Consider the following 23,475-nt stretch of genomic DNA (forward strand, 5'->3'; position numbering starts at 1 on the left):
GGGGGGGTAACTTCTCTCTATGCGTACTGTCCATATCTTCAGAGATGAAGCCCCTGGCGATTCGGTATGGATCGTGAGGCTTCTTGTCGCCGCCGGAATGGCGGACAGCAAGAGAGAGGCCCGCCAGCTCATCTCCAGGGGCATGGTCAAAGTGGACGGGCAGAAGGTCACTTCCTCCTCTCTCGAGGTGGAGATTGGGAAGGGAGTCGTGGTGGAAAGGTATCCCGATGAAGGAGTCCTGATGCTTTTCGAGGAGGGTGTGCCATGAAACGCCTCCTTTACGGGGGAGTGCTTTTTCTTTTTGTGCTTTTTGCAGGGGCGAAGAAGATCCTGGACTATGATATCTTCGGCCATATCGCCGCCGGGAAGGCTCTCACGGAGTTCGGCTTCATGGACAGGGACATTTTCACCTTCACCTTCCAGGGGAAGCCCTGGGCCAATATTTACTGGCTTTTCCAGATCGCGGCGTACCATGTGCACTCGCTGGCCGGCTTCACCGGTATCGTCATCGCCAAGATTCTTGGCGCCGGTCTTCTGATGCTCTTTCTCTACCTCGCCTGCAAAAACAGGGTCGGCGGCAGGGACAGGGAGCTCTGGCCCGTGTTTCTCCCTCTTCTTCTGCTGGGATTCCTTGTCGTGTCGCTCCGCGTGGTGGAAAGGCCTCACCTGGTCGGCCTGGTCCTTGTGGCTTTTTATCTTTATGTGCTTGGCCTCCCTCCGGGAAGGCTCTTTCGCAGGGCTCTTCTTTGTATCCCCTTTCTCCAGGTGCTCTGGGTGAACATGCATGGATCCTTTATTGAAGGGCCCTTGCTCGTGGCGGTTTTTCTCATCGAGGAATACGGGGGAGAGGCGCGCAATGCCCTGGGAAGCGGCACTCCCTTAAGGGAGGCCCTTGTGAGCCCTCTCAGGAGGGGAACGAGGGCTTTCAGCCTTCTCATACTTTTCATAGTGGTGGCTCTGGTGAACTTCATCTCCCCCCTGTGGCAGTGGACCTATGGGATAATCGGCCTTTTCCGCGCCGAGGAGGTGATTTCCCTGGGCAGGATTGCCGAGTGGATTCCTTATACCCTGAGCATTGATGCCTCCGACATGGGCCTCTCGTTTTTCAGGCGAAGGGAGAACCTTGTGCTTTTATTCACGCTCCTCTGGGTCATCGGCGCCTCCGCCCGCCCCGGGAGGCTGAGGCTTTCCGACATGCTTCTTTTCATTGCCGGCTTTTCCGCTTTCATCATGCACAGCCGCTTCGTCAGTGATTTTGCCCTCTTTCTCACGCCTTCCCTTGTGGTGTGCTGGTGCTCCTGTTATGAAGGCCACACGAGGGCGGCAAGGACGCTGCTGGCGGCCTTTCTTATTGCAGGTACCTTCCTTTTCTCTTTCTTCTGGGCGCGAAGCGCCATTGCCAGCAGGGATCTCGGCTTCACCGTAAAGAAATCACGCTTCTCTTACGGTGCAGTGCAATTCATGGAGGCGCACCGCCTCGGGGGGAATATATTCAACCTTTACAGCCAGGGCTATTTTCTTGAATATGCCCTTTATCCCCGGGTGAAGGTTTTCATCGACGGGAGGCCGGTCATACTTTTCAACCCCGCCTTCTTCTTCATCTACGGCATGGCCGTGGCCGGCGAGAAATTTTCCCTGATAGAAAAGAGCTATCCCTTTGATATGGTCCTCATCGACAGGGATTCCCCTCTCTTTCGGAAGCTCATCGCGGGGAGCGACTGGAAGCTTGTTTATGTGGAGTCAGCGGGAGGCCTTTTCATCAAGAGTTCTTCTCCCCTCAGGGATGTGAGGAATTACCGGATCAACTGGATAAGCGGCGAGGTGCTCAATATGGCGCCCCGGGACCGGAGCGAGCAGATAAGGCTCATTGAGGAGCTCCTTGCCTGTTATCAGGAAAACGGCCACCTGCTTTACATGCTTTCCCAGCTCTATTGGCAGCAAAAGGACACGGGGAAAGCCCTTGCCCTCCTGGACAGGATGCGGGAGGCCGATCCCGATGATGTAAGGGGGTACATAAGAAAGGCTGATTATCTCATGGCTCTCGGGAGAAACAATGAGGCATCAAAGCTTCTTGCGGCTGCCCTGTGGATTTTCCCCGATCATCCGTTGCTTCTCCTCAGGCAGAGCGCATGCTATGCCCGGGAGGAGCGTTATGGGGCAGCGTACAGGCTCATGGCCACCTACATGAGCCTGTACCGTGACGTGCCCAGTGTCGAAGCCTATACTTCCATGGGGATGCTCTCCATCAGGGCCCGCCATGACGGGAAGAAAGCCATTGAATATTTTACCATTGCCCTTTACCATGCGGGGAGCCCCGACGAAGAAGTGCAGGCTCTCTTCAACCTTGCATCGGCCTACGATTACTGCGCTCTCTACAATGATGAGATAAAGATCTATGCAGAGATCCTTACGACGCGCCCCCGCAATGCCGAGGCCATGATGAGGCTCGGCGACGCCCTTGTGGCAAAGGGCGAGAGGGAAAAAGGGATTGAGACCTATATGGCGGTTTGCAGGAGCGCCGACGCAAAGTGGGCGCCGCGGGCGGAAGAGGCTTTAAGGCGGATGGGGATTTCGGTCGAGAGGGAAAAGCGCGGCGGGGGAAGCCCGCCATAAGGGGCCTGTGGAGAAAACAAAAAAGGAATGGGAGCCATTCCTTTTTTGTTTCAGGGTCCGGTCCGGTGCTACGAGGGAAGGTTTGTCTCCTTGAGGCGCGATGTCCTCAGGCACCGTGTGCATATTCTGATGGTCCGCTTTGAGCCCTTGTGATAAGCTGTTATTTTTTGAAGGTTCGGGAGCCACCTGCGGCGGGTTCTTCTGTTGGAATGGCTCACCTTGTTGCCGCTTATCGGGCCTTTCCCGCATACTTGACATAACGCTGCCATAGCGATTCCTCCTCCGGTGAATGGATGGTTTCCTTTCTTTCAATGGAAAGCTTAGATATTTTAGCATAAAACGGCAAAGTGTGCAAGTCCTTCGGAAAAATTTGCCGCCGCCTCCAGGAGGGCAAGAGGATAAGCGGCAATCCGCGGTGAAAAGCCATGAACACATACCGTACCGGTAAAGCAGGCGGCAGTTGGACAGAAAAAAGCGTGTTGTTCTCGTGTTTTTTTTGCTGGTGGATCTACTGTTTCTTGTGTACTGCCTGAATTTCAGGGTCAATGAGACCTATGACTCAATCCCCGCGAAGTATGTCGCCCTCTCCCTCCTCCGTGAGGGAAATCCTGACCTTGACGAGTATGCCCCCTTTCTCAGAACGACATACCTTTCCGACCCCCATGAAAGCTCTTTCGGGGTGCTCCCCTATTACCTTGTCGAGGGCACGGGCCCCGCAGGGCGCCATGTGCTCTCCAATTCAGGGGTGGGCGTGGCGCTCCTCCTCGTGCCGGCATTCTACTCTATGGACAGGATCAAACCCCTGGATGCCAGAGACATCTTTCTTCTCGCCGCCGCGGGAAGGGTCGTCATGTCCTTTTTCTCGGCCCTTGCGGCAGGCTTTCTCTATCTTATCCTTGTCAGGGTCCCCCTCAGCGAGGGAACCCGTATCGTGCTTCCCTGCGCCTTTGCTCTGGGAACGGCGATGTGGACCACCGCCAGCGAGGGGACGTGGCAGCATGGCCCCGCGGTGTTCCTGGTGGTGCTTATGCTTTACTTCCTTGTGCTGAGCGGGGGAAAAAGCCGTCATTTCAGCTATTCCGCCATCCCGGCGTCGCTTGCCCTCTGCCTGCGCCCTGCCCTCCTGCCCCTTGTGCTCTGCCTGTTCCTCTACGGCGCTCTCTACAGGAGAAAAGAACTGCCCCTTTTTGTGCTCCTCGCCATGCCTGCCTTGGCTCTTAACGGCCTTTACCATTATTACTATTTCGGATCGCCTTTCATCGTCTCAGCACAGAAATCGTGGGCTTCCGTCGCCCTTATCAAGACCGGTTCGCCCCTGATATGGCAGACCGGTTATTTTACGGGGCTCTGGGGCAACCTGTTCTCCCCCTCGAGAGGTCTCTTTGTTTATTCACCCTTTCTTCTTTTCGCGCTTTACAGCCTTTTCCACCGGGGCGGCGCCTTCGAAAGGCCTCTTGTGTTTTTCTTCGCCGCGGGCTCTCTCTCGCTGACGTTCATGCCTTCCATGTATTTTGACTGGTGGGGCGGCGTCTGCTACGGAAACCGCTACCTTCTCGAGGGAGTGCCGCTTCTTGTGCTCCTCATCGCGCACCAGTCGCGAAGGATTATGGCATCCCCTTTTCTTGTGGCGCTCTTTATGGTGTTCCTGGTGTTTTCCATTGTGGTGCAGTATGCCGGGAGCGCTCTCTATGACGGCCTGTGGGACATAATGAACCATGTGGACAGAGACCACGGCAAGCTCTGGGACTGGCATGATTCACAGCTTCGCTTTTACCTGGGACGCCTTTTCAGGGGCCTCTGAATTTTTAGAGAGGTGAGGGGGGAAAATATCTTGACACCACTCCATTGGTATGGTAAACTTGTTTTCACAGATGGGCCTTTAGCTCAGTTGGTTAGAGCGCACCCCTGATAAGGGTGAGGTGTGTGGTTCGATTCCACAAAGGCCCACTTGCCATAGTAAAAGGGGCTGTAGCTCAGCTGGGAGAGCGCCTCCCTTGCACGGAGGAAGTCAGGAGTTCGAGTCTCCTCAGCTCCACTCAAGAAACGCCGTGGTGATAACGAAAGCCGCGGTTTTTTATTTGGCACAAGGAAGGATAATTTGGGACAAAAAAGGGCTGTTTTGGGAAAGTTTTGGCGCAAATATGGCACACATTCTTAGAGGCAAAACCTATACTTCAAGCCATTCTGGAAAGTGCCCTGTCCCAAAGGTGGACCAGCCCCCCATTGACTAGACTTTTTCTCGTATGAATCGGGACAAGCAAGAGGTATAATGAGAGTAGAAGATATGATAAGGAATGGTGGGATTTTTGTGAAAAAGGTTATTTTATGCTCAGTTCTATTGCTTATTTGTGCTTCCATTGCAATGGCAAAGCTGGAAACCGTTATCTCCGAAAAATTTTTCATAAATTTTGAATTGAAACCCTATGCGAATCAAGCCATGTATACGATTGAAGGTAATCTAACGAACAGAACGAAAACCGCTTTTTCTTCCGTTACTATTGCTTGGACTCTCTACAACAAAGACGGTGCTCAGCTTAAGAGTCATAATGCCTGCATAAAAAATTTAGAGCCAAATGGGACCGCATTATTTAAAGAGACAGTCGTTGTTGATGCTAATTCAGAAGCAACTAGTATAAAACTCATTAAACTAGAGACAAATTAGGATAATTGAATTAGATAAAGCTATAGGAATGCGCATTATAAATTGCAGTATCGTAGTTTCCAGAGTTAAGTATCCATGCTCATTTGGCAATTTAGAATGCTGCAATTACTTATGCTCTGGAGTATAACGAGGAATTTCCAGGCTAAACTCATTGTTCCATTTTCTCCTACTGCGTTTCCCTTGACAGGGGAACCTCGGGTGTCGTCGTTGAGTTTGTGCTCCAGCTCTGCATTTTTGCTTATCAGACCACTGACATGATGTAATCCCTATTTCATCTCAAAGGGCGCCAATTTCGATGCAAGGAATATCGCCGGTGTTACACCTCTCCAGTGGAGGGTTTCTTGAAAAGGGCTCACAAGTTAATGAAAAAGAGTATTTTGGCGGCGAATCTCTTCTCCATAAAGCTGCCTGTGAAGGTCAAATAGAAGTTACAGCCTAGCCGCTCAAGCTGCCATGAGGAGGTGGTGGTTTTATTTATAAATACAGGGGTTTTTATTTTCCCCTCCCCATGGAGGTCCCTCCTCTCCAGCGCGAGGAGTTTTCCGCTGCGGTACAGAACCTCTATACCATCATTATCGAAGGGGGAGGCCATGAAGGACTATTACAGGATACTGGGCCTGGACCCGCTGGCGGAGCCGGAGGTCGTCGCTGCCGCGTACAAGGCGCTCCTGGGGAAGTATCAGGATTCCCGTGAAGCCGGCACCGAGGGCAGATTGAACGATATCATCGAGGCTTACGGGGTGCTGGGCGACAGCGTGAAGCGGGCCGGCTATGACAGGGAGTGCCAGAGCGCCCTTGAAGCCCTCTCCTCTCCCGGCGGCGGAAGGCCTTCGGGGTATCCCCGGAAAAACACCTTCGGCTATGACGAGCATGAGAATTCCCTTGACAATGCCGTGATGATTCTCATACCCCCGGGGGAGTTTCTGATGGGGTCACCCGTAGGTGAAGGCTATGGCGAGGAGCATCCCCAGCGCAATATATACCTTGATCCCTTTTATATTTATAAATACGAGGTGACCAACGGGCAGTTCGCCCGCTTTGTCAATGAAACAGGGTATAAGGCCAAGGGTGACTGGGAAAAGTATGCCGTCCAGGGCAGGGAGAGCCATCCTGTCATCAATGTCACCTGGACTGATGCCCAGGCTTACTGTCAGTGGGCAGGCGGAGACCTCCCGACAGAAGCGCAGTGGGAGAAGGCGGCCCGGGGCATTGACGGCAGAAGGTTCCCCTGGGGCGATCACTGGGACAGGAACAAGTGCAACAATGTTGACACTGACAGCAGTGAATACAGGGCTCTCCGCGCCCATCTCTACCTGAGAAGAGGCACGACGCCCGTGGGGGCCTTTTCTGAAGGCGCGAGCCCTTATGGCTGCATGGACATGGCCGGGAACGTGTGGGAATGGTGCGGGGACTGGTATGACCAGCAATACTATCAGAAAAGCCCTGTGAGGAATCCTCCGGGGCCCCTCCAGGGAGATGCCCGGGTCTACCGCGGCGGCGCATGGAATAATGATGCAACGACGGGCTTCCGCTGCGCCTACCGCACCGGGAGTCCCCCGGGCGAGACGAACTTCCTTTTCGGCTTCCGCCCGATGCTTCTCCTCAGCGGCGAATGATGAGGTCGGAAGTGTTATGTGATTGCCAGGTGGTCAGCATCTGAATAGTAATAATCAACTGAAAGGGTGGGTATCATGAAGTTCTTCGCGGTGTTTCTTGCAGGTTTTCTTCTCCTGGCTTTCCCCGTGGAGGCTGAGACAATGCTTCCTCCTGAGGGAGCTCTTATCGTGGGGCCGAGCCCCGTCGTCACCTTCCAGTGGGACTATCACGGGAGTATGCACTATCTTGAGGTCTACTCGGGATCGGCGACGGTGTTCTCAAAACCGGTGGGAAGCGGTTCCTGTTCCCTGACGCTCAAGCCTGATCTTGAGTACCGGTGGAAGCTCCGGGAATATGTCAATGGTGGTTACCAGTCCCCGGCTGATTTTCGCAAATTCACCACCTCATCCCGCACGGAGTTTTCCCATAACGGCGCTGCCGGCGCCACGGGAGCCCAGGGAGGCACCGGTGCTGAGGTGAAAGTGATGCTCCAGGAGCAGGGAGGCTTTATCGAGGTCACCATTGAGCCTGCTCTAGGCCCGAAGGAAGCTTTTCTCATCCAGAAGAGTCCCGTGAGCCCCGTCACCATCTCTTCCGAGGGCGGTCCCGGGGGCACAGGTGCTGCCGGTGCGGAAGGCATGTATGTCTCGTCGGTCTCGGGAAGCAGCGGTGGCCCCGGTGGCAAGGGTGGCCCCGGCGGCGACGGTGGAAAAGTCACGGTGCTCTCCAAAGGGACAGATCTCAGCAAGTATGTGAAAGTCTCAGTGAAAGGCGGCCCCGGCGGCAGTGGCGGCGCCGGAGGGAGCGGCGGCAGCGCGGGCTATTATGAGACCGCTTCTGACGGCACCCAGGTATGGCGTCCCGGCACCAAGGGCGCCGATGGGCCCCGCGGAGCAGAGGGTGAGGCGGGAAAAGAGGGCAAGGTGGTTTACGAGGTAGCCAAGTAAAGCGCACTGCGAGACCAGCCAGGCAGCTCAAAGTATCGCCTTTCTTATGGAAAAGGAGTTTTTGATAAAGACCCGGCTTCTTCTGATTTCCAGAGAGAAGCCCAGGGTCTTTTTTGTGGCACCTTGACATTTGATAACAAATGATATATAATGATATTAAAAGATAGTAAATGAGGTAAATTATTATGGAAAAAGACATTCTGGATGCCGAGGAAGCCCGGGAGTTCTTGAAGACCTCGAAGCCCACATTTTACCGCTGGCTCAAAGCGGGAAAAATTCAGGGCTTCAAGGCGGGAAAGCAATGGCGCTTCTACAGGAGCGACCTCGTGGCGTTCCTGGAGACCACGGGAACGGAGCTGCTGCAGCAGAGGGGAGAGATAAGGGAAGCCCTGGATTTTTTTGCCACGCGGGTCACCGAAAAGCGCCTGGGAAAAAAAGCAGTGGCGGAGAGAGTTCAGGTGACGAGCTCGCTTGAAAAGCAGGATCTTCTGAGAAGGCTTGTATTCATGCTTTTTCTTGATGCTTTTCAGGAGAAGGCCAGCGATATTCACCTTGAACCCCGCAGCGGCGGCGCCCTGACGGTAAAATACCGGACAGGCGGGGCTCTGAAAGCCCTTATGGATCTTGCCCCTGATGTGGCAGCTGATATGGCGGTTCAGCTGAGAGAGATGGCGGGGCTTTCCCCTCTGTCAACAGGAGCAGCAGAAAGAGGAAAGTTCAGTTTTGATGCAGGAGAATTCGTTGAAGGCTCTCCGATTTCGCTGAAACTCAGCACGCTCCCCACTCTGGACGGAGAGAGGATCACTGTCTCCCTGGACCCCTTCTCCAGCGTGGAAGCAGCGATGAAACAGGGATTTGGATCTCTGGGATTCAGGGGCGCCGATATCACCACCGTGAGCGAGATATTTGACAAGAAATCGGGAGTCGTCGTCGTGACGGGCCCCGCCGGGAGCGGGAGAACAACGGCCTGCCACAGCGCCTTGAACCATATCCAGAGAAAGGCTGCGGGAAGCGCCAATATTATCGCCCTCGAGGATGAGATAGCCTACCGCTCCGAAAGCATCACCCAGGTAAAGCTCGAAGGAGCCGACAGCAGGGGCATGGTGGAGACCCTCCAGGCGGTGATGTGGCAGGATCCCGACGTGGTGTTCCTGAGCACCCTCCCGGACAGGGAGGCCGCCCGCCTTGCCTGCGAGATTGCCCTCACGGGGCACCTGGTCATTCTCCAGGCAGAGAGCCCCGATATCATGCACGCCCTGGTGAAGCTCCGGGCCCTCGGCATCGATATCTCCACCCTCTCGACGCTGCTGGAGGGAGTTCTTGCCCTCAGGCTCGTTAGGACCCTCTGTGAAGAGTGCCGGGAAGAATATGTCCCCTCCAGGGAAATATCTGACCGTTACTTTCTTCCTCTTTACGGGCGCTGGTTCAATGAGGGGGGAAGCCCTTCCCGGGGAGGCCCCGTGAAGCTTTTCCGGGGAAAGGGCTGCAGCAGCTGCCGCATGACAGGCTTCAGCGGCAGAACGCTCCTCTATGAGCTGCTCAACCCGGACAGGGAGATAAAGGAAATACTCTCCCAGGGTCTTGAGCCCGACAAGCTCATGGAAGCATTGCTGGAAAAAGGCTTCCTCACGCTCAGGGAAAGAGCTTTCTCCTATGCCCTCGCGGGGGTGACCACCATTGAGGAGGCTCTGAGGGTGAGCCATATTTAACCTGTGATCGACGATCAGAAAAAGGAGGAAGCCAATGGCAAGGTCAAGAGAGAGCGACATGGGTTCACTGCTTGCAGAATACGGCATGGTGACGGAAAGGCAGCTTGAAAAGGCGCGGGATCAGGCGGAAAAGTTCCATGAGCCCCTGGAAAAGGTAGTGGCGAGGATGGGCTTTGCCACGGAGAAAGAGATCACCGAGGTCATGGGAAGAAAAATGGGTGTGGATTTCGTGGACCTGGAGGAAAGGGAATATGACGGCGAGCTCGTCCATGCAGTCCCGGAGCGCTTTACCCATCAATACAAGGTCTTTCCCGTGGAGCTGAGGGAGAACAGGCTCACCCTTGCCATGGTGGACCCCTTTGATGTCATTGCCATCGATGACATCAGGCTTGTCACCGGTTATGACATCGAGCCGGTCATTGCCACCGAGGGCGCCATCATGGACGCCATCAACAGGCACTATTCCACCACCGCCATGGTTGAGGCCAATGATGTGCTCAAGGGCCTCAGCGCAGCCGACGTGGAAGCCTTCGAAGCGGACAATGCCGATGAAGAGGAATTCTCTCCGGAGCAGATCAAGGAGCTTGTCAATGAGGCGCCTATTGTCCGCGTGGTGAATCTCATCATCTCTCAGGCCATCAGTGACAAAGCCTCTGATATTCATATAGAACCCGAGACAAAGCTGGTAAGGGTCCGCTACAGGGTGGACGGCGTGCTCCATGACGTCATGGAGCCTCCACGCCATATTCACGCTCCCATGGTCTCGAGGCTCAAGATCATGTCCTCGATGGATATTGCCGAGCGCCGCGTGCCCCAGGACGGGAAGATTCACATGCGCCACGACCACCGGGAGTTTGACCTCCGCGTCTCCACAATACCCACGGTCCACGGCGAGAAGGTGGTCATGAGAATCCTGGATAAGGGCTCGGTGACCCTCGGTCTCAATAACCTTGGCTTCTACCCCGACGTGCAGAGCCGCCTGGAGCAGATCGTGGAGAAGCCCTACGGAATGTTGCTGGTCACGGGCCCCACGGGCTCGGGGAAATCAACGTCCCTTTATTCCATTCTCAACAGGCTCAACAAGGGAGAGGTGAATATCGTCACCGTTGAAGATCCCGTGGAGTACCAGATCCAGGGCATCAGCCAGGTGCAGCAGAATGAAAAAGCGGGCCTCACTTTTGCGACGGCCCTGAGGGCATTTCTCCGCCAGGACCCCGATATCATCATGGTGGGCGAGATCCGTGACCAGGAGACAGCAAAGACCGCCGTGGAGGCAGCACTCACGGGGCACCTTGTGCTCTCCACCCTCCATACCAATGATGCGGCAGGGGCTGTCACAAGGCTCACCGAAATGGGCGTCGAGCCCTTTCTCTGCGCTTCTTCGCTTATAGGCGTTCTTGCCCAGCGCCTGGCGCGGTGCATCTGCCCCAACTGCCGGGAGTCCTACACTCCCCCCGTGGAGTCGGTGAGAAGATTCGGCCTCTCCGCCTATACCGATTCGGAGATCGTTTTTTACCGGGGAAGGGGATGCGATCACTGCAAGATGACAGGCTACAGGGGGAGAACAGGGATCCATGAGCTGCTCACCATGTCGGACAGGATAAGAGGTCTGATTCTTCAGCGCGCTTCAACGGCAGAGCTCAGGCAGTGCGCCATAGAGGAGGGCATGAAGACCATGCCTGACGACGGCCTCAGAAAAGTGCTTGACGGCGTCACCACCATAGAAGAGTGCCTCAGGGTGGTCTATATCGAAGGACAGGAGCTCTGACAAGGCACGGGCCTCTCAGAAAGGAATCAAATCGGCTCCCATTGAAGTCTCCAGGGTCCGAAATTTCATTAAAGGAGAATCTCAATGAAGCTTTTAGTGGTGAATGGGAGCCCCCGCGGGGCCCATGGAAACACCGAGCTGCTCGTGCAGAGGTTTATCGAGGGTGCGAAGGCTGCCGGGGCTGAGCTCATGGCCCCCATCTACCTGAAGGATAAGAATATCAGGCACTGCATAGGGTGCTTCACCTGCTGGACGCGCACTCCGGGGGTCTGTGTCCACAAGGACGACATGCAGGAGCTTCTGCTGAAGCTCCGTGAGGCAGAGGGAGTGGTCCTTGCCACGCCCCTCTATTATTTCAATATCACGGGGCTCATGAAGGATTTCATGGACAGGACCCTCCCGCTCTGCCAGCCCTTCTTTGAGGTGCATGGCGACAGGTGCATGCACCCCCTGCGCTATTCAAACGGCCTTGAGCGCCTGGTGGTCATCTCCAACTGCGGCTTTCCCGAGCAGGCCCACTTCTCAGGCCTCAAGGAGGTGTTCCGTACCCTGGTGAGGAGCGATCAGATTCAGTTGAACGGGATGATATGCTGCGCAGGGGGGGAGAAGCTGCAATCCAAGGATGACGACGACAGCATCGCGTGGTATCTTGACGCGGTGAAGAAGGCCGGCACCGAGGTGGTGAAGGAAGGAAAAATCTCCGAAGAAACCTCGGCCCTCCTTGAGCGCCCTCTCTTCGAGGATTCCAAGGCTTATGCCCTCCAGACCAACGAGTTCTGGCGCTCCCTGGGCCTTGAGCCCTGCAAGAAAGATGCGAAGCCCACCCCGGCCTGAGAGGGGCCCACTCCCACCTGTGAAAGGAGAATTGTCATGAAGCTGCTTGTGATACAGGGGAGCCCCCGCGGGGCCCATGGAAACACCGAGGTCCTCGTGCAGGCTTTTATCCAGGGCGCAAGGGAAGCCGGCGCCGACATCATGGAACCCGTTTATTTAAAGGAGAAGGACATAAAGCACTGTATCGGGTGCTTCTCCTGCTGGACGCGCACGCCGGGAGTCTGCGTCCACCACGACGACATGCCCGGGCTTCTCTTGAAGGTCAGGGAGGCCGATATGCTCGTCCTCGCCACGCCTCTCTATTATTATACGGTCTCGGGATTCATGAAGGATTTCCTGGACCGGACCCTTCCCCTGTCGCAGCCTTTCCTCGAGGTGGAAGGCGACTGCTGCGGCCACCCTCCCCGTTATACCAGCGGTCTCTGGAACCTTGTGGTAATCTCCAACTGCGGCTTTCCCGAGCAGGCTCATTTTTCAGGATTGAAAGAGACATTCCGCGTAATGCTCCACGGAGACAAAAGCGAGCTCAAAGGCATGATATGCTGCGCCGGAGGGGAGCTGCTGAAGGTGAAGGAGCTCAGGGACGGCCTTGCATGGTATCTTGACGCAGTGAAGAAGGCAGGCGCCGAGGTGGTGAAGGAAGGGAAAGTCTCCGAGGGCACTTCGGCCGTTCTTGACCGCCCCCTCATGGAGGATCACAACCTCTATGCGAGCCTTGCCAATGAGCACTGGCGCTCCCTGGGGGTAAAGCTCCAGGAGGTGGACGCGCAGGGGGCGCCCGATGAACAGGGAGCACCGGAAGGAAAGCCTCTGCCTCCCCCCGGGAAAGTGGAGACGATGGGAGATCTCGTGGCCGCCATGGCGGCAGCCTTCAACCCGAAGGCCGCGGGCTCTTTGAAGGCGGCGGTGCAGTTCGTGGTCACCGACGAGAAACCGGGGGAATATTATCTAGTCATCGAGAGCGGCCGCTGCAGCGCCTGGCAGGGAAAGCACCAGAAGCCCAGTGCCACGGTGACGACACCGGCACCGGTATGGCTGGGTATCTACCGGGGGGAAACCAACGGGGCCACGGCCTTCCTTTCGGGCAAGTACAAAGTGGCCGGCGATGTGGGCCTTCTGATGAAGTTCAACGCCCTTTTTCCCCACGCTCCTCGCTGAGAGGCCCGATAAGAGCACTGTCGCCTGCGAAGGGGGGACTTTTCCATGAAACTGGCTGTTTTATCAGCAGCGATCCTGACAATGCTGGTCTTCACTCCTGCCTTTGCGCAGGAAAGGCATAAGCTCTGGGACGCTTATGCAGATGCTTTCAAAGGCTGCAAGTATGTCGATCTCACCCACCCTTTTAATCCTTCGATACCGGTATGGCCCGGCTTCGGCAAAGCCATCTTCTCTCCCTGCAGGGCAGGGGCCGACATACCCGGATACATCAAGAAGGGTGATGAGTTCACCTATAAGGATCAGGGCTTTATCTCGACGGCCTACCAGATTCCCACGGACCAGTATGGCACCCACCTCGATCCCCCCGCCCACTGGGATGAATACGGCGCCACCGTAAGCGATATCCCCCCCACTTTCTCCGTACGCCCTCTCGTGGTCGTGGACATCCACGAAAAAGTGGCAAAGAATGAAGGTTACCACTGCACCACTGAGGACGTGAAGGCATGGGAGAAGAAGCATGGCCCCGTCCCCGCAGGCTCGGTCGTGATGATCCGGTCAGACTGGCACAAGAAGTGGTCACAGCCGGAGCGCTTCTGTGAAAAGCCTTTTCCCGGCATCACCCTTGATGCCCTCAAGTACCTCCACCTGGACAGGAAAATTCTCTTTCACGGCCATGAGCCCCCCGATACGGATATGACTCCGAACCTTGAAGGCGAGTACTGGCTGATGCATCATCATTTCTGTCAGGCGGAGAATGTAGCCAGCCTTGACCAGGTTCCCGAGGCCGGGGCTCTCATTCTCATAGGTTTTGCCAAGGCCCAGGGAGGAACGGGAGGGATAGCCCGCTATATCGCCGTGTGCCCCCCCGAATGGCCTCATGGCGTGACAGTCATTGAGGCGCCCGGCGCCCCGCTTCCCCGGCAGCCCGCTCCCCTGAGGCGGGGAGATGACGGCGTGCTGAGGCCCGGGAAATGATCACCCTATGAGAATTGTCACTTTCACTCCCAACCCCGCTCTTGACTGGTTTCTCTCAGTCCCTGCCTTAAAGGATGATACCTTGGTGAGGGCACACAGCGAGACGGTCCACCCCGGCGGCAAGGGAATCAATGTAGCCCGCCTTCTCAGGCTCCAGGGCATCCCTGTGCTTGCCCTTTTCACTGCGGGAGGCTTTGCAGGAAAAGAGCTCTCGGCCCTCCTGAGAGCCTGCGATGTTCCCTTCAGCTGCTGGCAGATTGACGGCCCGACGCGCCGGACAGTGACCATTGAGGATGAGCATGGCTCAAGAATCAAGGTGAATCCTCCCGGGCCAGAGCTGCCCGGGGAGAAGGAAGAAGCGCTGGGCGAATGGGTGGCCCTGCACTGCCGCCGGGGGGACTGGCTTGTCCTCTGCGGCTCGCTCCTTCCCGGCATGGGCGGGAAGTTTTACCGGACACTCTCGGAAAGAGTCTCTTCCCGGGGCGTCAGGACAGTCATTGACACCTCCGGCGCAGCTCTCAGGGAGGGCGTGGAGGGGCCTTTGTCTCTGCTCAAGGTAAACCTGCTGGAACTCTCCCATCTTACGGGAAAGCTCCACGGGAGCATTGAGGACGCTTTTTCCGATGACGTGGTGGCGGGGCTCTCGAAGAAAATGACGCTGCTTGTGTCAGGGGGAGCACAAGGCGCGGTGGTCTCGGAAAAGGAAACAAGATGGAAAGCCTTCTCGGTGAAAACCAGGAAAGGGCTTGCCGTGGGAGCCGGTGATTCCCTTCTTGCGGGGTATCTTGCCACACGGGTCCAGGGAAGATCGCCTCAGGAGGCTCTCATAAACGGCGTAGCAATGGCGACAGCCACGGTGTTCTCGCCGGTCCACGCCCTGGCTTCTCCCCCGGAAGGGGGGAAATACCTTGCTTATATCAAGTCATTCCCTCTTGAGAGTGAAGGCTCCTGAGGCCCCAAGGTTAATCCCAGAGTGCTCCTATGGCAGCAAGATCGGCTTCGGAATAGTCATCAGCCGTTGAAAGAAAGTGGTCATGGACTTCATTCAGATCAGTACGATCAAATTCCACCAGCATGGTGCTCCTTTCTTGGCGGTTTATGGTGCCGCCGGGAAACGTGCTCAGGCAGCGCCTGGCATCAAGGAAGCAAAAAGGAACCGGACTAGATTGCTCTAGCCGGTTCCCGCATAAGAGTACTTCACCGGAAGAGGGAAAAGTCCTTCTTTCGGGAGCCACCAGAGGGGCAGGGGAAGGAATTATCTTCCGGCCCGATAAATATGATCGTGATGAGAGTCATAGTGCTGTTTCTCGCGCTGCTTCTTCTTCTCATGCTCTTCTGGCAGGGGACCCCGGTTGGCGCTGCCAAGGAGAAAATGCCATCGCGGACCGTCGGGATTCCCCTGTCCCCCCCTGTTGAGCTTGATTATCTCACCAGAAATGAGATCTTTTCGCTGAGGCGTGCCGCTATGAAAAAGCATCCTTCTTTTATCCCCGCCTCCTATGAGCCTTCCGAAGGCGTATTTGGAGGAATCGTTGACAGGAAGCCATGGTGGGGGATGCTGGGAGTCTACTATTACAGCTTCGGCGAGAAGTGCACCGAGGGCCCTTCAGAGGAGTCCCGGTTCATTGTCAATCCCTATCTCCTTGTGGGAGTGAGGGAGTCCTGCTCCTATGACCTTGCAAAGTTCGGGAGGAAGAGCCTGAAGCCTGAGGATTTCTCCCCCCGCGCCCTTGCCCTTGAGTGGAGCAGTGACGGCACCGAAGGCAAGGTCACCTATGACGTGAGCCGGTTCTGGAAAAAATTTGACGATCTTCTGAAAAAAGAGCATATAAGGTTCCAGAACGAGGACATCAAGGAGCTTTACCTCATTGCCTATAACGCGAGGGACCTCGGGTTCCCTTTCCTTTATGTCGATGCCTCTCGGTGCCGCAATGTGATCATTCCCGACAACAGGCTTGTGGGCATACCCCAGTATATTCATCTTGCTTATAATTGCGGCAATCCTGAGGGAGTCAACAACATGAGCCCTTATTGCAGCCAGCTCATAGTGAGGCTCAAGGATCTCCCCGCGTATGTCGAGACCAGGCTCTGGCGCAGTGCGCCGCGGCAGGTCAATGAAAAGGCCGATGTCACTTTCGGTATCATGATGAAGTGATTTCATCGCCCCTTTCCCGGAGGTGCCTTACTTCCCCTGGATTATGGTGGAGGGCGAAGTCTGGTGAAGGTATTCCTTGTCCCCGGCAGTGGCAAAGGCGGCGTTGCTCCAGAGCCCCAGGCGGCGGGTCTTGGCAAAATTCTCCGCTTTTTGGAAAACTTCCATATAGCAGTTCTGGAAGGGGAACTTCAGGTAGGCACGGGCATAGCCCTCGCCTATCATCTGTTCATTTATCATGACGGAGCCCTTCCAGAGGAAGGCCAGGGTTCTTCCGTACATATCACTCTTGGTTTCATCGTAGGCGAGCTCAACCTGGGCATTCAGGGCAAGCTCAGAGAGGTGCTTCTTTGATGCCTGGGCAAGGACCCTGGCGTTTTTTTCAGGTTCAAAAAGCTCAGGGGCATTGATGCCTATGAGGCGTACCTTCTTCACGGCGCCGTCGGCAAAGGTGACCTCGACAGTGTCGCCGTCAATGATGGAGGTGACAGTGGCTTTGTCGTCGCTCCACGAAGGGGCGACAAGCACCGTGATGAAGAATAAAGCTGCAAGCAGGCATGCGATACTTTTCATGATGCACCGGTCCTTTCCTTGTGGGAATCTTGTGGGAATGGCATCTGAACTGTGCAATGGCGAGCCCTTATTAGAAATTCGTCTCCAATGAGCCTCTTTCCTCTCCTGCTGCCCCACTCCCCTCAGGATCTGAAAATCTGTGCAGGGGCCGAAGCGGCAGTGGAGAAGTTTCTGGAGGAGAAGATTCCCCAGGGAGCTGCCATGCTTGCAGATTTTTATAATCGCACCTGCGAGGTCTTCCGCGAGGTTGAAAGCTTCCTCCCCTCCACAGGGGGGAATGTATGCCTTGCCTGCAATATCTGCTGCAGCAGCGTTGCCTCACTCGGCGTCACTGAGCTTGAGTTTGACTATATTCATGAGTTCCTCGAAAGATCCGGCAGGGACGTGGAAGGGGCAGCCCTTTTCAGGGACTATATCTTTACCGTGAGGAAGCCTCCCGATGTGAGGCCTCAAAAGCTCATATGCCCCTTTTATGACCGGAAAGCTGAGGGATGCGCCATTTACGAGGTCAGGCCCCTCTCCTGCAGGACTTACGGCCATTTCATCAGGGAGGACCTTCTCGGGCTTATTCCGGAGCGCTGCGTGCTGAAAAAAAATGTGGTGATTTATAAAGAGGAGACTTTTTTCAGGTATCTTCCCTTTACCATCCCCTTTTTCACCCTGGCCTTCGCCTACGATGACCATTTGCTTTCCTCAGCCGAGCTTCTGCAGCAGCGCATAAAGGGGCAGGAACACGGCAATGATGATAAAGCCGATGATGACCCCCGTGAAAAGGATGAGGAAGGGCTCAATGAGCACCGAGAGTGACCCCAGGGAGCTCTCCACGTCCTGCTCATAGAGATGGCTGAGCTTTCTCAGCACCACAGGGAGCTCGCCTGATTCTTCGCCTACTCTTATCATGCTCGGGAACATCCCCCCGAAGAGGTTCCTGTGGGTTCCAAAACCTGTGGCCAGATCCATTCCTTCCTTGATAGAAGAGGTAATAGACGCCACGGACTGTTCATAAACGCTGTTGCCCGAAGCCTTTCCTGCAAGCTCAAGGGCTTTCCTGAGCTCCACCCCTCCCTCCAGGAGGGTGCAGAGGCTGTTGGTGAAGCGCACAATGCAGATTTTTTTTGCAAGCTCCCCGAAATAAGGAAAAGAGAGTGACGCCTGGTCAATGACGTATTTCCCGCGGGCACTGAGGGAGAAGCGCTTGAGGGCAAACATGAGGAATCCGCCAAGGACAAGGCCGGCAACGACGAAGAAAGGATTATCCACGATCTCGGTGAGGAAGATCATGATCCTGGTAGGAAGGGGAAGGCTCACCTGCATGTTCTGAAAGAATTTTACAAAATTGGGCAGGATGTACTTGAAGGTGAAAAGGGCGAAGAGAAGGCATACTGCCAGGGCGAAAAGGGGGTATACCGAGGCATTGGCGATTCTCTTTTTTATATTTACCTCGCGCTCCAGGAACTGCTCAAGGTTCTCAAGCACCAGGGGGAGATCGCCATGGGCTTCCCCTGTGCGGATAATCCCCACATATATCTGGTTGAAGACCTCGGGGTATTCGTTAAGGGCTTTCGAGAGGGTAAATCCTGTCTTTATGCGCGTGTTGATGCGAAAGAGCATGCGGTGCATGGCTTCCTTGTCTATCTGCCCCGCGAGGGTATCAAAGGCCTTCACCATGTGGACCCCGGCGTTGAGCAGCGTGTGAAGCTGCCTCGTGAAAACGAGAAGATCCTCCTGGGTGATCCTCTCGAAAGGATTCCAGGGGGGCTTCTTGAGAGGCTCCACGGTCTTCGTGGGCTTCTCAAGCATCTTGGTGCTGTAAGCCGGTTTTTTCTTTTCCATGGATTTTTCTTAATTGCCCAGGGGAAGCTCTCCCTGGATATACATCGGCTGTGCCGGCAAAGGGCTCTCAAGTCCCATAAGATCTTTTAATTTCAGCGCGTTCCGAAGTGCCGCTCCAGCATGGCAGTTGTTAAAAAACACCATCGTGTGCTTTACCGTTCCTGCAAGGCATGTAATCGCAGGGATGAACTCTTTCAGCTCTTCATCGGTGTAGAGGTAATCATAGCGCTCTTCCCTCGTGGCCCTGAACCAGTTCCTGTTCCTGCCATGAAGGCGCATATAGGCGATTTCCCCGGTGGCAGCGGGTACAAAGGGAGGAAGGGACCGCAGGTGCGGCAAATCCACCATGGCATAAAGGAGGCTATAATCCCTCAGGAGCCTCAAAGTATGGTCCTTTTCTTCAGGGGAAAGCCAGGACGAGTGGCGGAACTCCGCCACCAGCGGAAAGGATCCCAGGGCTTCCCTGAATGCCGCGAGGAAATCGCAGGTCTTTGCCGATTTTCTGAAAAGAGGTCCGAACTGTGCAAGAAAGCAGAGAAGCTTTCCTGATGAGATGAGCCCGTCAAAGGAGCCGAGAAATTTTCTGAAGAGCTCCAGGTCAGGGAATTTCAGGGAGTCCAGATCTTTTTCCTCGTTCTGCGTCATCTCCCTGTGGCATTTTACGGCGAAAAGGAAGCCCGGCGGGGTTTTTCTGTCCCATCCCGCCACGGTGGTTCTCGAAAGAAATGAATAATAGCTTGAGTCTATCTCTACCGTGTCAAAACCAAGAGACCTGCTGTAGTAAGAGAGAATATCCGCGTCCTTGAGGGTCTGGGGATAGACCGTTCCCTTCCAGTCCTTGAAACTGAATCCGCATGTGCCCATTCGTATCATCACCTTCATCTTCGTGAAAAAGCGATAAACTCCTATGTGAAGTCCTGCGGCACCTCCACTTGTGGAGGGAGGAATTCTTGGAGTATAATGGTATTATAAGGATGCCGGCAGTCTTGCAAATGGAGGTGCGGCGTGGAAGAGCACAGGGAAAGTAAAATTGAGATAAGCACGAAGCTTCTGGTTCTCGGGGTGATTATGTTTGTGGCAGCTATCATGGCGATTGCCTTTCTGCTGGGCAGGGAGTCGGGCCGCTCGGCAGCACAATCCCGGGTGACGCCGGGTGGAGGGACCGCTCCCGCCACCCCTGTGGCAGCCCAGTTCATAACCCCTGTGCCTGCAGAGCAGAATACTGATCCCAATGTCCCGCCGCAGAATTACCAGCCGCCGCAGAACTACCAGCCTCCTGCACAGGTGCCGCCGGAATATTCCGTCCAGGGCTCAGGCACCCAGCAGGCGTTCCAGCCTCCTGCCACCCAGCCCCCGGTGCTTCACCGCTTTACCCAGCCGGCCCGGAACCCTGAGGCTCCCCAGAGGACCGCTGAAGTCTCCCCTGAAGCGAGGGCCCAGGTGGTGAACTATTTCAACCAGCTCGATGCGATAAGCTCAGCAGCGAAGACCTGGGACGACCCCGAGGCCTTTGCCCAGGAGTGTGTAAAGGCTACTCTGGGCGGTGACATGTCCGGGATGGACAAGCTTTTGTCCGCGTACTCCACGGTCCGTGATCAGATCGCCAATGTGAACGCCCCTCCGGCTTGCCAGGAACACAAGCAGAAGACCCTGGAGGTCCTGAATACCAGCGTGCAGCTCCTCTCCACCATGAAAAGGGCTATTTCGTCAGGTGATGTCTCGGGGCTTACCACTCTTTCTGCCGATGCGCAAGCCATAAAATCACGAAGTGAGGCAGTGGATCGCATTGCCCTGAAGATTAAAGCAAGTTATGGCATCAAGTGACCGAGCCTGAGAGCTCGCTGCCCAGGGCATTGCTGATCCGCACAGGTATGATGCGGCCCAGATCCCTCTTTTTTCCCCTGAAGCGGACTTTGATATAATTGCCCGCCAAGCCATGGAGCATGCCCCCCGATGAGCCCTCGGCGAGGACCTCGAGGGTCTCTCCGATGAAGCGCCGGCAGAAGCGCTCCCCGTGCTCCACGCCTTTCTTTATAAGAAGAGCGCTCCGCTCCTGTTTCACGTCCTCTCTTACCTTGCCGGGGAAATGGGCTGCAGGCGTCCCCGGGCGGGGAGAGAACTTGAAGACGTGAATCCTGAAAAAACAGGCCTTATCGATGAAATTGAACAATGCCGTAAAATCAGCTTCAGTCTCGCCGGGAAATCCCACAATGATGTCGGAGGTGAGGGCCACGTCGGGGATCCTTGCCGTAATGCGCTCAAGAATGCGCTGGTACTCCTCGATGGTATAGCCTCTTCCCATCCGCTCAAGGACAGAGGGGCTCGCGTGCTGGAGAGGAAGGTGGATGTGCCTGCAGAGCGCCTTGTGGCGCTCCATCACCTCGAGGAGGTCCTCTGAAAAGTCCTGGGGCTCGATTGAGCTGAGACGTATTCTCAATGAGGGGAAGCGGCGGGCAAGCCGATCTATGAGGCCGGGCAGGCTTTCCCCCCCGGGGAGATCACGACCATAGGCTCCCAGGTGGATGGCTGTCAGCACAATCTCACGGAATCCCCTGCCTGCAAGCTTTTCAGCCTCCTCTTCCACCTCGTCGGGAAGGCGGCTTCTTATCCTTCCCCGCACGTGGGGGACTATGCAGTATGAGCAGAAATGATCACAGCCATCGCCTATCTTGAGCATTGCCCTTGTTCTCGGGGAATGATGCACCTCGGGGGAAGTAATGGCCGGAGGGGTGAGGGTGAAAGCGATTTTCTCCTTGTCTTTCTGCGGCACAATGACGAGCCTCTCATCGAGCGTTTTTATCCCCGGGCTGTCATGCTCCACAGCACACCCGGTGACCACCACGGTCCCCCCGGGAGCCGCCCTGAGGGCAGAACGGATCTTCTGCCTTGATTTTCTGTCGGCGGTATGGGTGACTGTGCAGGTGTTGATGATCTGCACCTGGGCGGGGGCGCCAAAAGGGACTTCGCAGTAGCCTGCTAAGAGGAGGGTTTCCCTTATTTTCTCTGATTCGTACTGGTTGACCTTGCACCCGAGGGTGTGAATGCTGAAGGTGGCGCGCTGCTCCATGGCGGCTCAGTCAGCGGTGATTCTGCAGAGGTCTTCGTAAGTGGTCCTGCCTTGGGCCACCTTCATCAGGCCATCTTCAAAGAGCCTTATGAAGCCGGATTTCCTCGCAGCGATCTCCATCTCCTTTGCCGAAGCATGGTTGACGATTTGTGCCCGTATCTCGTCATCGACGACCATGAGCTCGTAAATTCCCATCCTGCCCTTATAGCCCGTCATGTTGCAGATGTGGCACCCTGCGCCTATTCGCATGTTCACGTCATTCTCCTGGATACCGTATTTTTCGAAAAGCTTCTTGAGTTCGGGGTGGAGGGGCCTCGGCTCGGCACACGCATCGCATACTGTTCTTGCAAGGCGCTGTGCCAGGGCGCCGAGCATTGTCGAAGAGATGAGAAAACGCTCCACTCCCATATCAGTCAGCCTGGTCACCGAGCCTATGGAATCATTTGTATGAAGTGTTGACAGCACAAGGTGGCCTGTAAGCGCCGCCTCGATGGCGATAGTGGCCGTTTCCTTGTCGCGGATCTCGCCGACCATGATGATGTCGGGGTCCTGGCGGAGAAATGCCCTCAGGGCTGAAGCAAAGGTGAGGCCCACCCGTGCATGGGTCTGCACCTGGATGATCCCTTTCAGGTTGTATTCAATGGGATCCTCGACGGTGAGGATCTTGATGTCGGGCTGGTTTATCTTGTTGAGAGCAGAGTAAAGCGTGGTGGTCTTGCCGCTTCCTGTGGGCCCCGTCACGAGGAAGCAGCCATTGGGCCGTGAGACGAGCTTGTTCAGGTTGGCAAAGTCAAGCTCACGGAACCCGAGCTTGGTGAGATCGACCTGCATGGATTTTTTGTCCAGCAGACGCATGACCACGTCCTCGCCATGGAGCGAGGGGCACGTGGAGACGCGGAGGTCCAGGTCGCGGTCGCGGATCTTCATATGGATACGGCCGTCCTGGGGGATACGCTTTTCGTCAAGCTTGAGGCCTGCCATGATCTTGATACGGGAGATCACGGCGGGGACGAGGGACTTGGGCGTCGTCATCACCTCGTGAAGGATGCCGTCAATGCGGTACCTGATGAGGAGCTCGCCCTCAAAAGGCTCGATATGGATGTCGCTTGCCTTTTTCTCGATTGCCTGGGTGATGATCATGTTCACCAGCCTGATGACGGGCTGATCGATGACCACTTCCTCCTCGGAGCCCTCTTCCTCCTTTTTCAGCTCCAGGCTCGTGTCTTCCACGAGGGAGATGACCTCTTTCCAGCTTGTGTCCTCGCCGTAGACATAGTCGAGGGCCGACTCGATGTCTTCCTGCCTGGTGAGCACCGATTCCACATCGTATCCTGTCCTGAAGCGCACGTCGTCTATGGCGAAGACGTCGAGGGGGTCTGCCATGCCGAGGGTGATCTTTTTATCCTTCTTGTCAATGCAGACGAGGGAATAGCGCCGGGCCATGGATTCGGGGATTATCATGGCCACTTCCTTGTCGAGCTGGACCTGGGAGATATCTACGAAGGGAACCCGCATGGAACGGGCTTTTGCCTCCATTTCGGCATTGTCTGGTGCGGTACCCTTGGTTGATGTCTGGTCCATTGTAATC

22 protein-coding genes and 2 tRNA genes are annotated in these 23,475 nt (G+C 55.6%); 17 read left to right on the forward strand and 7 right to left on the reverse strand.

Annotated elements, in window-relative coordinates:
• The first annotated feature begins 19 nt into the window (after positions 1-19).
• Both RDV48_07935 and RDV48_07940 read left to right on the forward strand, forming a co-directional pair.
• A complete protein-coding gene (locus tag RDV48_07935) occupies positions 20-268 on the forward strand; it encodes a S4 domain-containing protein (protein ID MDQ7822706.1) in 249 nt (82 codons plus the stop codon).
• The gene (locus RDV48_07940) at positions 265-2,613 is read left to right on the forward strand and encodes a tetratricopeptide repeat protein (GenBank protein ID MDQ7822707.1); all 2,349 of its coding nucleotides are present in this window, start codon (positions 265-267) and stop codon (positions 2,611-2,613) included. The genes RDV48_07935 and RDV48_07940 overlap by 4 nt, the downstream gene beginning before the upstream one ends.
• Positions 2,614-2,681: 68 nt before the next feature.
• Here the strand turns inward: RDV48_07940 and rpmB are convergent, their stop codons facing one another.
• The gene (gene rpmB, locus RDV48_07945; protein ID MDQ7822708.1) at positions 2,682-2,882 is read right to left on the reverse strand and encodes a 50S ribosomal protein L28; all 201 of its coding nucleotides are present in this window, start codon (positions 2,880-2,882) and stop codon (positions 2,682-2,684) included.
• Between the two features lie 191 nt (positions 2,883-3,073).
• On the opposite strand from rpmB, the gene RDV48_07950 reads away from it, so the two are divergent.
• From RDV48_07950 to RDV48_07965, 4 genes are all read left to right on the forward strand, one after another.
• A complete protein-coding gene (locus RDV48_07950) occupies positions 3,074-4,414 on the forward strand; it encodes a hypothetical protein (GenBank protein ID MDQ7822709.1) in 1,341 nt (446 codons plus the stop codon).
• Between the two features lie 72 nt (positions 4,415-4,486).
• Positions 4,487-4,560: transfer RNA gene (locus tag RDV48_07955), tRNA-Ile, on the forward strand.
• Positions 4,561-4,575: 15 nt separating this feature from the next.
• Positions 4,576-4,648: transfer RNA gene (locus RDV48_07960), tRNA-Ala, on the forward strand.
• 234 nt (positions 4,649-4,882) lie between these two features.
• On the forward strand, positions 4,883-5,275 hold the full coding sequence (locus RDV48_07965) for an FxLYD domain-containing protein (GenBank protein MDQ7822710.1): 393 nt from the start codon (positions 4,883-4,885) through the stop codon (positions 5,273-5,275).
• 352 nt (positions 5,276-5,627) lie between these two features.
• Here the strand turns inward: RDV48_07965 and RDV48_07970 are convergent, their stop codons facing one another.
• Positions 5,628-5,867 (reverse strand): hypothetical protein, encoded by a 240-nt coding sequence (locus RDV48_07970; protein ID MDQ7822711.1) that lies wholly within the window; start codon positions 5,865-5,867, stop codon positions 5,628-5,630.
• Between RDV48_07970 and RDV48_07975 the strand changes: the two genes are divergently transcribed.
• From RDV48_07975 to RDV48_08015, 9 genes are all read left to right on the forward strand, one after another.
• On the forward strand, positions 5,866-6,891 hold the full coding sequence (locus RDV48_07975; GenBank protein MDQ7822712.1) for an SUMF1/EgtB/PvdO family nonheme iron enzyme: 1,026 nt from the start codon (positions 5,866-5,868) through the stop codon (positions 6,889-6,891). The genes RDV48_07970 and RDV48_07975 overlap by 2 nt on opposite strands.
• 75 nt (positions 6,892-6,966) lie before the next feature.
• The gene (locus RDV48_07980; protein ID MDQ7822713.1) at positions 6,967-7,818 is read left to right on the forward strand and encodes a hypothetical protein; all 852 of its coding nucleotides are present in this window, start codon (positions 6,967-6,969) and stop codon (positions 7,816-7,818) included.
• A 185-nt stretch (positions 7,819-8,003) separates the two neighbouring features.
• The gene (locus RDV48_07985; protein MDQ7822714.1) at positions 8,004-9,527 is read left to right on the forward strand and encodes an ATPase, T2SS/T4P/T4SS family; all 1,524 of its coding nucleotides are present in this window, start codon (positions 8,004-8,006) and stop codon (positions 9,525-9,527) included.
• A 34-nt stretch (positions 9,528-9,561) separates the two neighbouring features.
• Positions 9,562-11,295, forward strand: coding sequence for a type II secretion system ATPase GspE (gspE, locus tag RDV48_07990; GenBank protein MDQ7822715.1), 1,734 nt, complete (start codon positions 9,562-9,564; stop codon positions 11,293-11,295).
• 84 nt (positions 11,296-11,379) lie between these two features.
• Positions 11,380-12,129, forward strand: coding sequence for a flavodoxin family protein (locus RDV48_07995; protein MDQ7822716.1), 750 nt, complete (start codon positions 11,380-11,382; stop codon positions 12,127-12,129).
• A 36-nt stretch (positions 12,130-12,165) separates the two neighbouring features.
• Positions 12,166-13,287: an NAD(P)H-dependent oxidoreductase gene (locus tag RDV48_08000; GenBank protein MDQ7822717.1), complete on the forward strand. Its 1,122-nt coding sequence runs from the start codon at positions 12,166-12,168 to the stop codon at positions 13,285-13,287.
• A gap of 45 nt (positions 13,288-13,332) precedes the next feature.
• Positions 13,333-14,262 (forward strand): cyclase family protein, encoded by a 930-nt coding sequence (locus RDV48_08005; protein MDQ7822718.1) that lies wholly within the window; start codon positions 13,333-13,335, stop codon positions 14,260-14,262.
• A 7-nt stretch (positions 14,263-14,269) separates the two neighbouring features.
• Entirely contained in the window at positions 14,270-15,214 is a 945-nt protein-coding gene (locus RDV48_08010; protein MDQ7822719.1) for a 1-phosphofructokinase family hexose kinase, read from the forward strand.
• 333 nt (positions 15,215-15,547) lie between these two features.
• A complete protein-coding gene (locus RDV48_08015) occupies positions 15,548-16,417 on the forward strand; it encodes a hypothetical protein (GenBank protein ID MDQ7822720.1) in 870 nt (289 codons plus the stop codon).
• 27 nt (positions 16,418-16,444) lie between these two features.
• Here RDV48_08015 and RDV48_08020 read toward each other — a convergent pair whose 3' ends face one another.
• Entirely contained in the window at positions 16,445-16,987 is a 543-nt protein-coding gene (locus RDV48_08020; GenBank protein ID MDQ7822721.1) for a thermonuclease family protein, read from the reverse strand.
• A 159-nt stretch (positions 16,988-17,146) separates the two neighbouring features.
• On the opposite strand from RDV48_08020, the gene RDV48_08025 reads away from it, so the two are divergent.
• On the forward strand, positions 17,147-17,794 hold the full coding sequence (locus RDV48_08025) for a YkgJ family cysteine cluster protein (protein MDQ7822722.1): 648 nt from the start codon (positions 17,147-17,149) through the stop codon (positions 17,792-17,794).
• Here the strand turns inward: RDV48_08025 and RDV48_08030 are convergent.
• A complete protein-coding gene (locus RDV48_08030; GenBank protein ID MDQ7822723.1) occupies positions 17,681-18,820 on the reverse strand; it encodes a type II secretion system F family protein in 1,140 nt (379 codons plus the stop codon). The two genes, RDV48_08025 and RDV48_08030, sit on opposite strands and share 114 nt — an antisense overlap.
• Positions 18,821-18,829: 9 nt before the next feature.
• Positions 18,830-19,684 (reverse strand): DUF72 domain-containing protein, encoded by an 855-nt coding sequence (locus tag RDV48_08035; protein ID MDQ7822724.1) that lies wholly within the window; start codon positions 19,682-19,684, stop codon positions 18,830-18,832.
• Between the two features lie 141 nt (positions 19,685-19,825).
• On the opposite strand from RDV48_08035, the gene RDV48_08040 reads away from it, so the two are divergent.
• The gene (locus RDV48_08040; GenBank protein MDQ7822725.1) at positions 19,826-20,644 is read left to right on the forward strand and encodes a hypothetical protein; all 819 of its coding nucleotides are present in this window, start codon (positions 19,826-19,828) and stop codon (positions 20,642-20,644) included.
• Here RDV48_08040 and mtaB read toward each other — a convergent pair.
• Positions 20,637-21,887, reverse strand: a complete 1,251-nt coding sequence (mtaB, locus tag RDV48_08045) for a tRNA (N(6)-L-threonylcarbamoyladenosine(37)-C(2))-methylthiotransferase MtaB (protein MDQ7822726.1) — start codon at positions 21,885-21,887, stop codon at positions 20,637-20,639. The genes RDV48_08040 and mtaB overlap by 8 nt on opposite strands.
• Positions 21,888-21,893: 6 nt before the next feature.
• Positions 21,894-23,468, reverse strand: a complete 1,575-nt coding sequence (locus RDV48_08050; GenBank protein ID MDQ7822727.1) for an ATPase, T2SS/T4P/T4SS family — start codon at positions 23,466-23,468, stop codon at positions 21,894-21,896.
• Positions 23,469-23,475: the final 7 nt, after the last annotated feature.

The organism is Candidatus Eremiobacterota bacterium (assembly GCA_031082125.1).
Taxonomy (GTDB): domain Bacteria; phylum Vulcanimicrobiota; class CADAWZ01; order CADAWZ01; family Ess09-12; genus Ess09-12.

Excerpts from the sequence above, each read along its gene's own strand:
- RDV48_07935 (MDQ7822706.1), top strand. The coding sequence starts at position 20 with ATGCGTACTGTCCATATCTTCAGAGATGAAGCCCCTGGCGATTCGGTA.
- RDV48_07940 (MDQ7822707.1), top strand. The coding sequence starts at position 265 with ATGAAACGCCTCCTTTACGGGGGAGTGCTTTTTCTTTTTGTGCTTTTT.
- rpmB (MDQ7822708.1), bottom strand. The coding sequence starts at position 2,882 with ATGGCAGCGTTATGTCAAGTATGCGGGAAAGGCCCGATAAGCGGCAAC.
- RDV48_07965 (MDQ7822710.1), top strand. The coding sequence starts at position 4,883 with ATGAGAGTAGAAGATATGATAAGGAATGGTGGGATTTTTGTGAAAAAG.
- RDV48_07975 (MDQ7822712.1), top strand. The coding sequence starts at position 5,866 with ATGAAGGACTATTACAGGATACTGGGCCTGGACCCGCTGGCGGAGCCG.
- RDV48_07970 (MDQ7822711.1), bottom strand. The coding sequence starts at position 5,867 with ATGGCCTCCCCCTTCGATAATGATGGTATAGAGGTTCTGTACCGCAGC.
- RDV48_07980 (MDQ7822713.1), top strand. The coding sequence starts at position 6,967 with ATGAAGTTCTTCGCGGTGTTTCTTGCAGGTTTTCTTCTCCTGGCTTTC.
- RDV48_07985 (MDQ7822714.1), top strand. The coding sequence starts at position 8,004 with ATGGAAAAAGACATTCTGGATGCCGAGGAAGCCCGGGAGTTCTTGAAG.
- gspE (MDQ7822715.1), top strand. The coding sequence starts at position 9,562 with ATGGCAAGGTCAAGAGAGAGCGACATGGGTTCACTGCTTGCAGAATAC.
- RDV48_07995 (MDQ7822716.1), top strand. The coding sequence starts at position 11,380 with ATGAAGCTTTTAGTGGTGAATGGGAGCCCCCGCGGGGCCCATGGAAAC.
- RDV48_08000 (MDQ7822717.1), top strand. The coding sequence starts at position 12,166 with ATGAAGCTGCTTGTGATACAGGGGAGCCCCCGCGGGGCCCATGGAAAC.
- RDV48_08005 (MDQ7822718.1), top strand. The coding sequence starts at position 13,333 with ATGAAACTGGCTGTTTTATCAGCAGCGATCCTGACAATGCTGGTCTTC.
- RDV48_08010 (MDQ7822719.1), top strand. The coding sequence starts at position 14,270 with ATGAGAATTGTCACTTTCACTCCCAACCCCGCTCTTGACTGGTTTCTC.
- RDV48_08015 (MDQ7822720.1), top strand. The coding sequence starts at position 15,548 with ATGAGAGTCATAGTGCTGTTTCTCGCGCTGCTTCTTCTTCTCATGCTC.
- RDV48_08020 (MDQ7822721.1), bottom strand. The coding sequence starts at position 16,987 with ATGAAAAGTATCGCATGCCTGCTTGCAGCTTTATTCTTCATCACGGTG.
- RDV48_08030 (MDQ7822723.1), bottom strand. The coding sequence starts at position 18,820 with ATGGAAAAGAAAAAACCGGCTTACAGCACCAAGATGCTTGAGAAGCCC.
- RDV48_08035 (MDQ7822724.1), bottom strand. The coding sequence starts at position 19,684 with ATGGGCACATGCGGATTCAGTTTCAAGGACTGGAAGGGAACGGTCTAT.
- mtaB (MDQ7822726.1), bottom strand. The coding sequence starts at position 21,887 with ATGGAGCAGCGCGCCACCTTCAGCATTCACACCCTCGGGTGCAAGGTC.
- RDV48_08050 (MDQ7822727.1), bottom strand. The coding sequence starts at position 23,468 with ATGGACCAGACATCAACCAAGGGTACCGCACCAGACAATGCCGAAATG.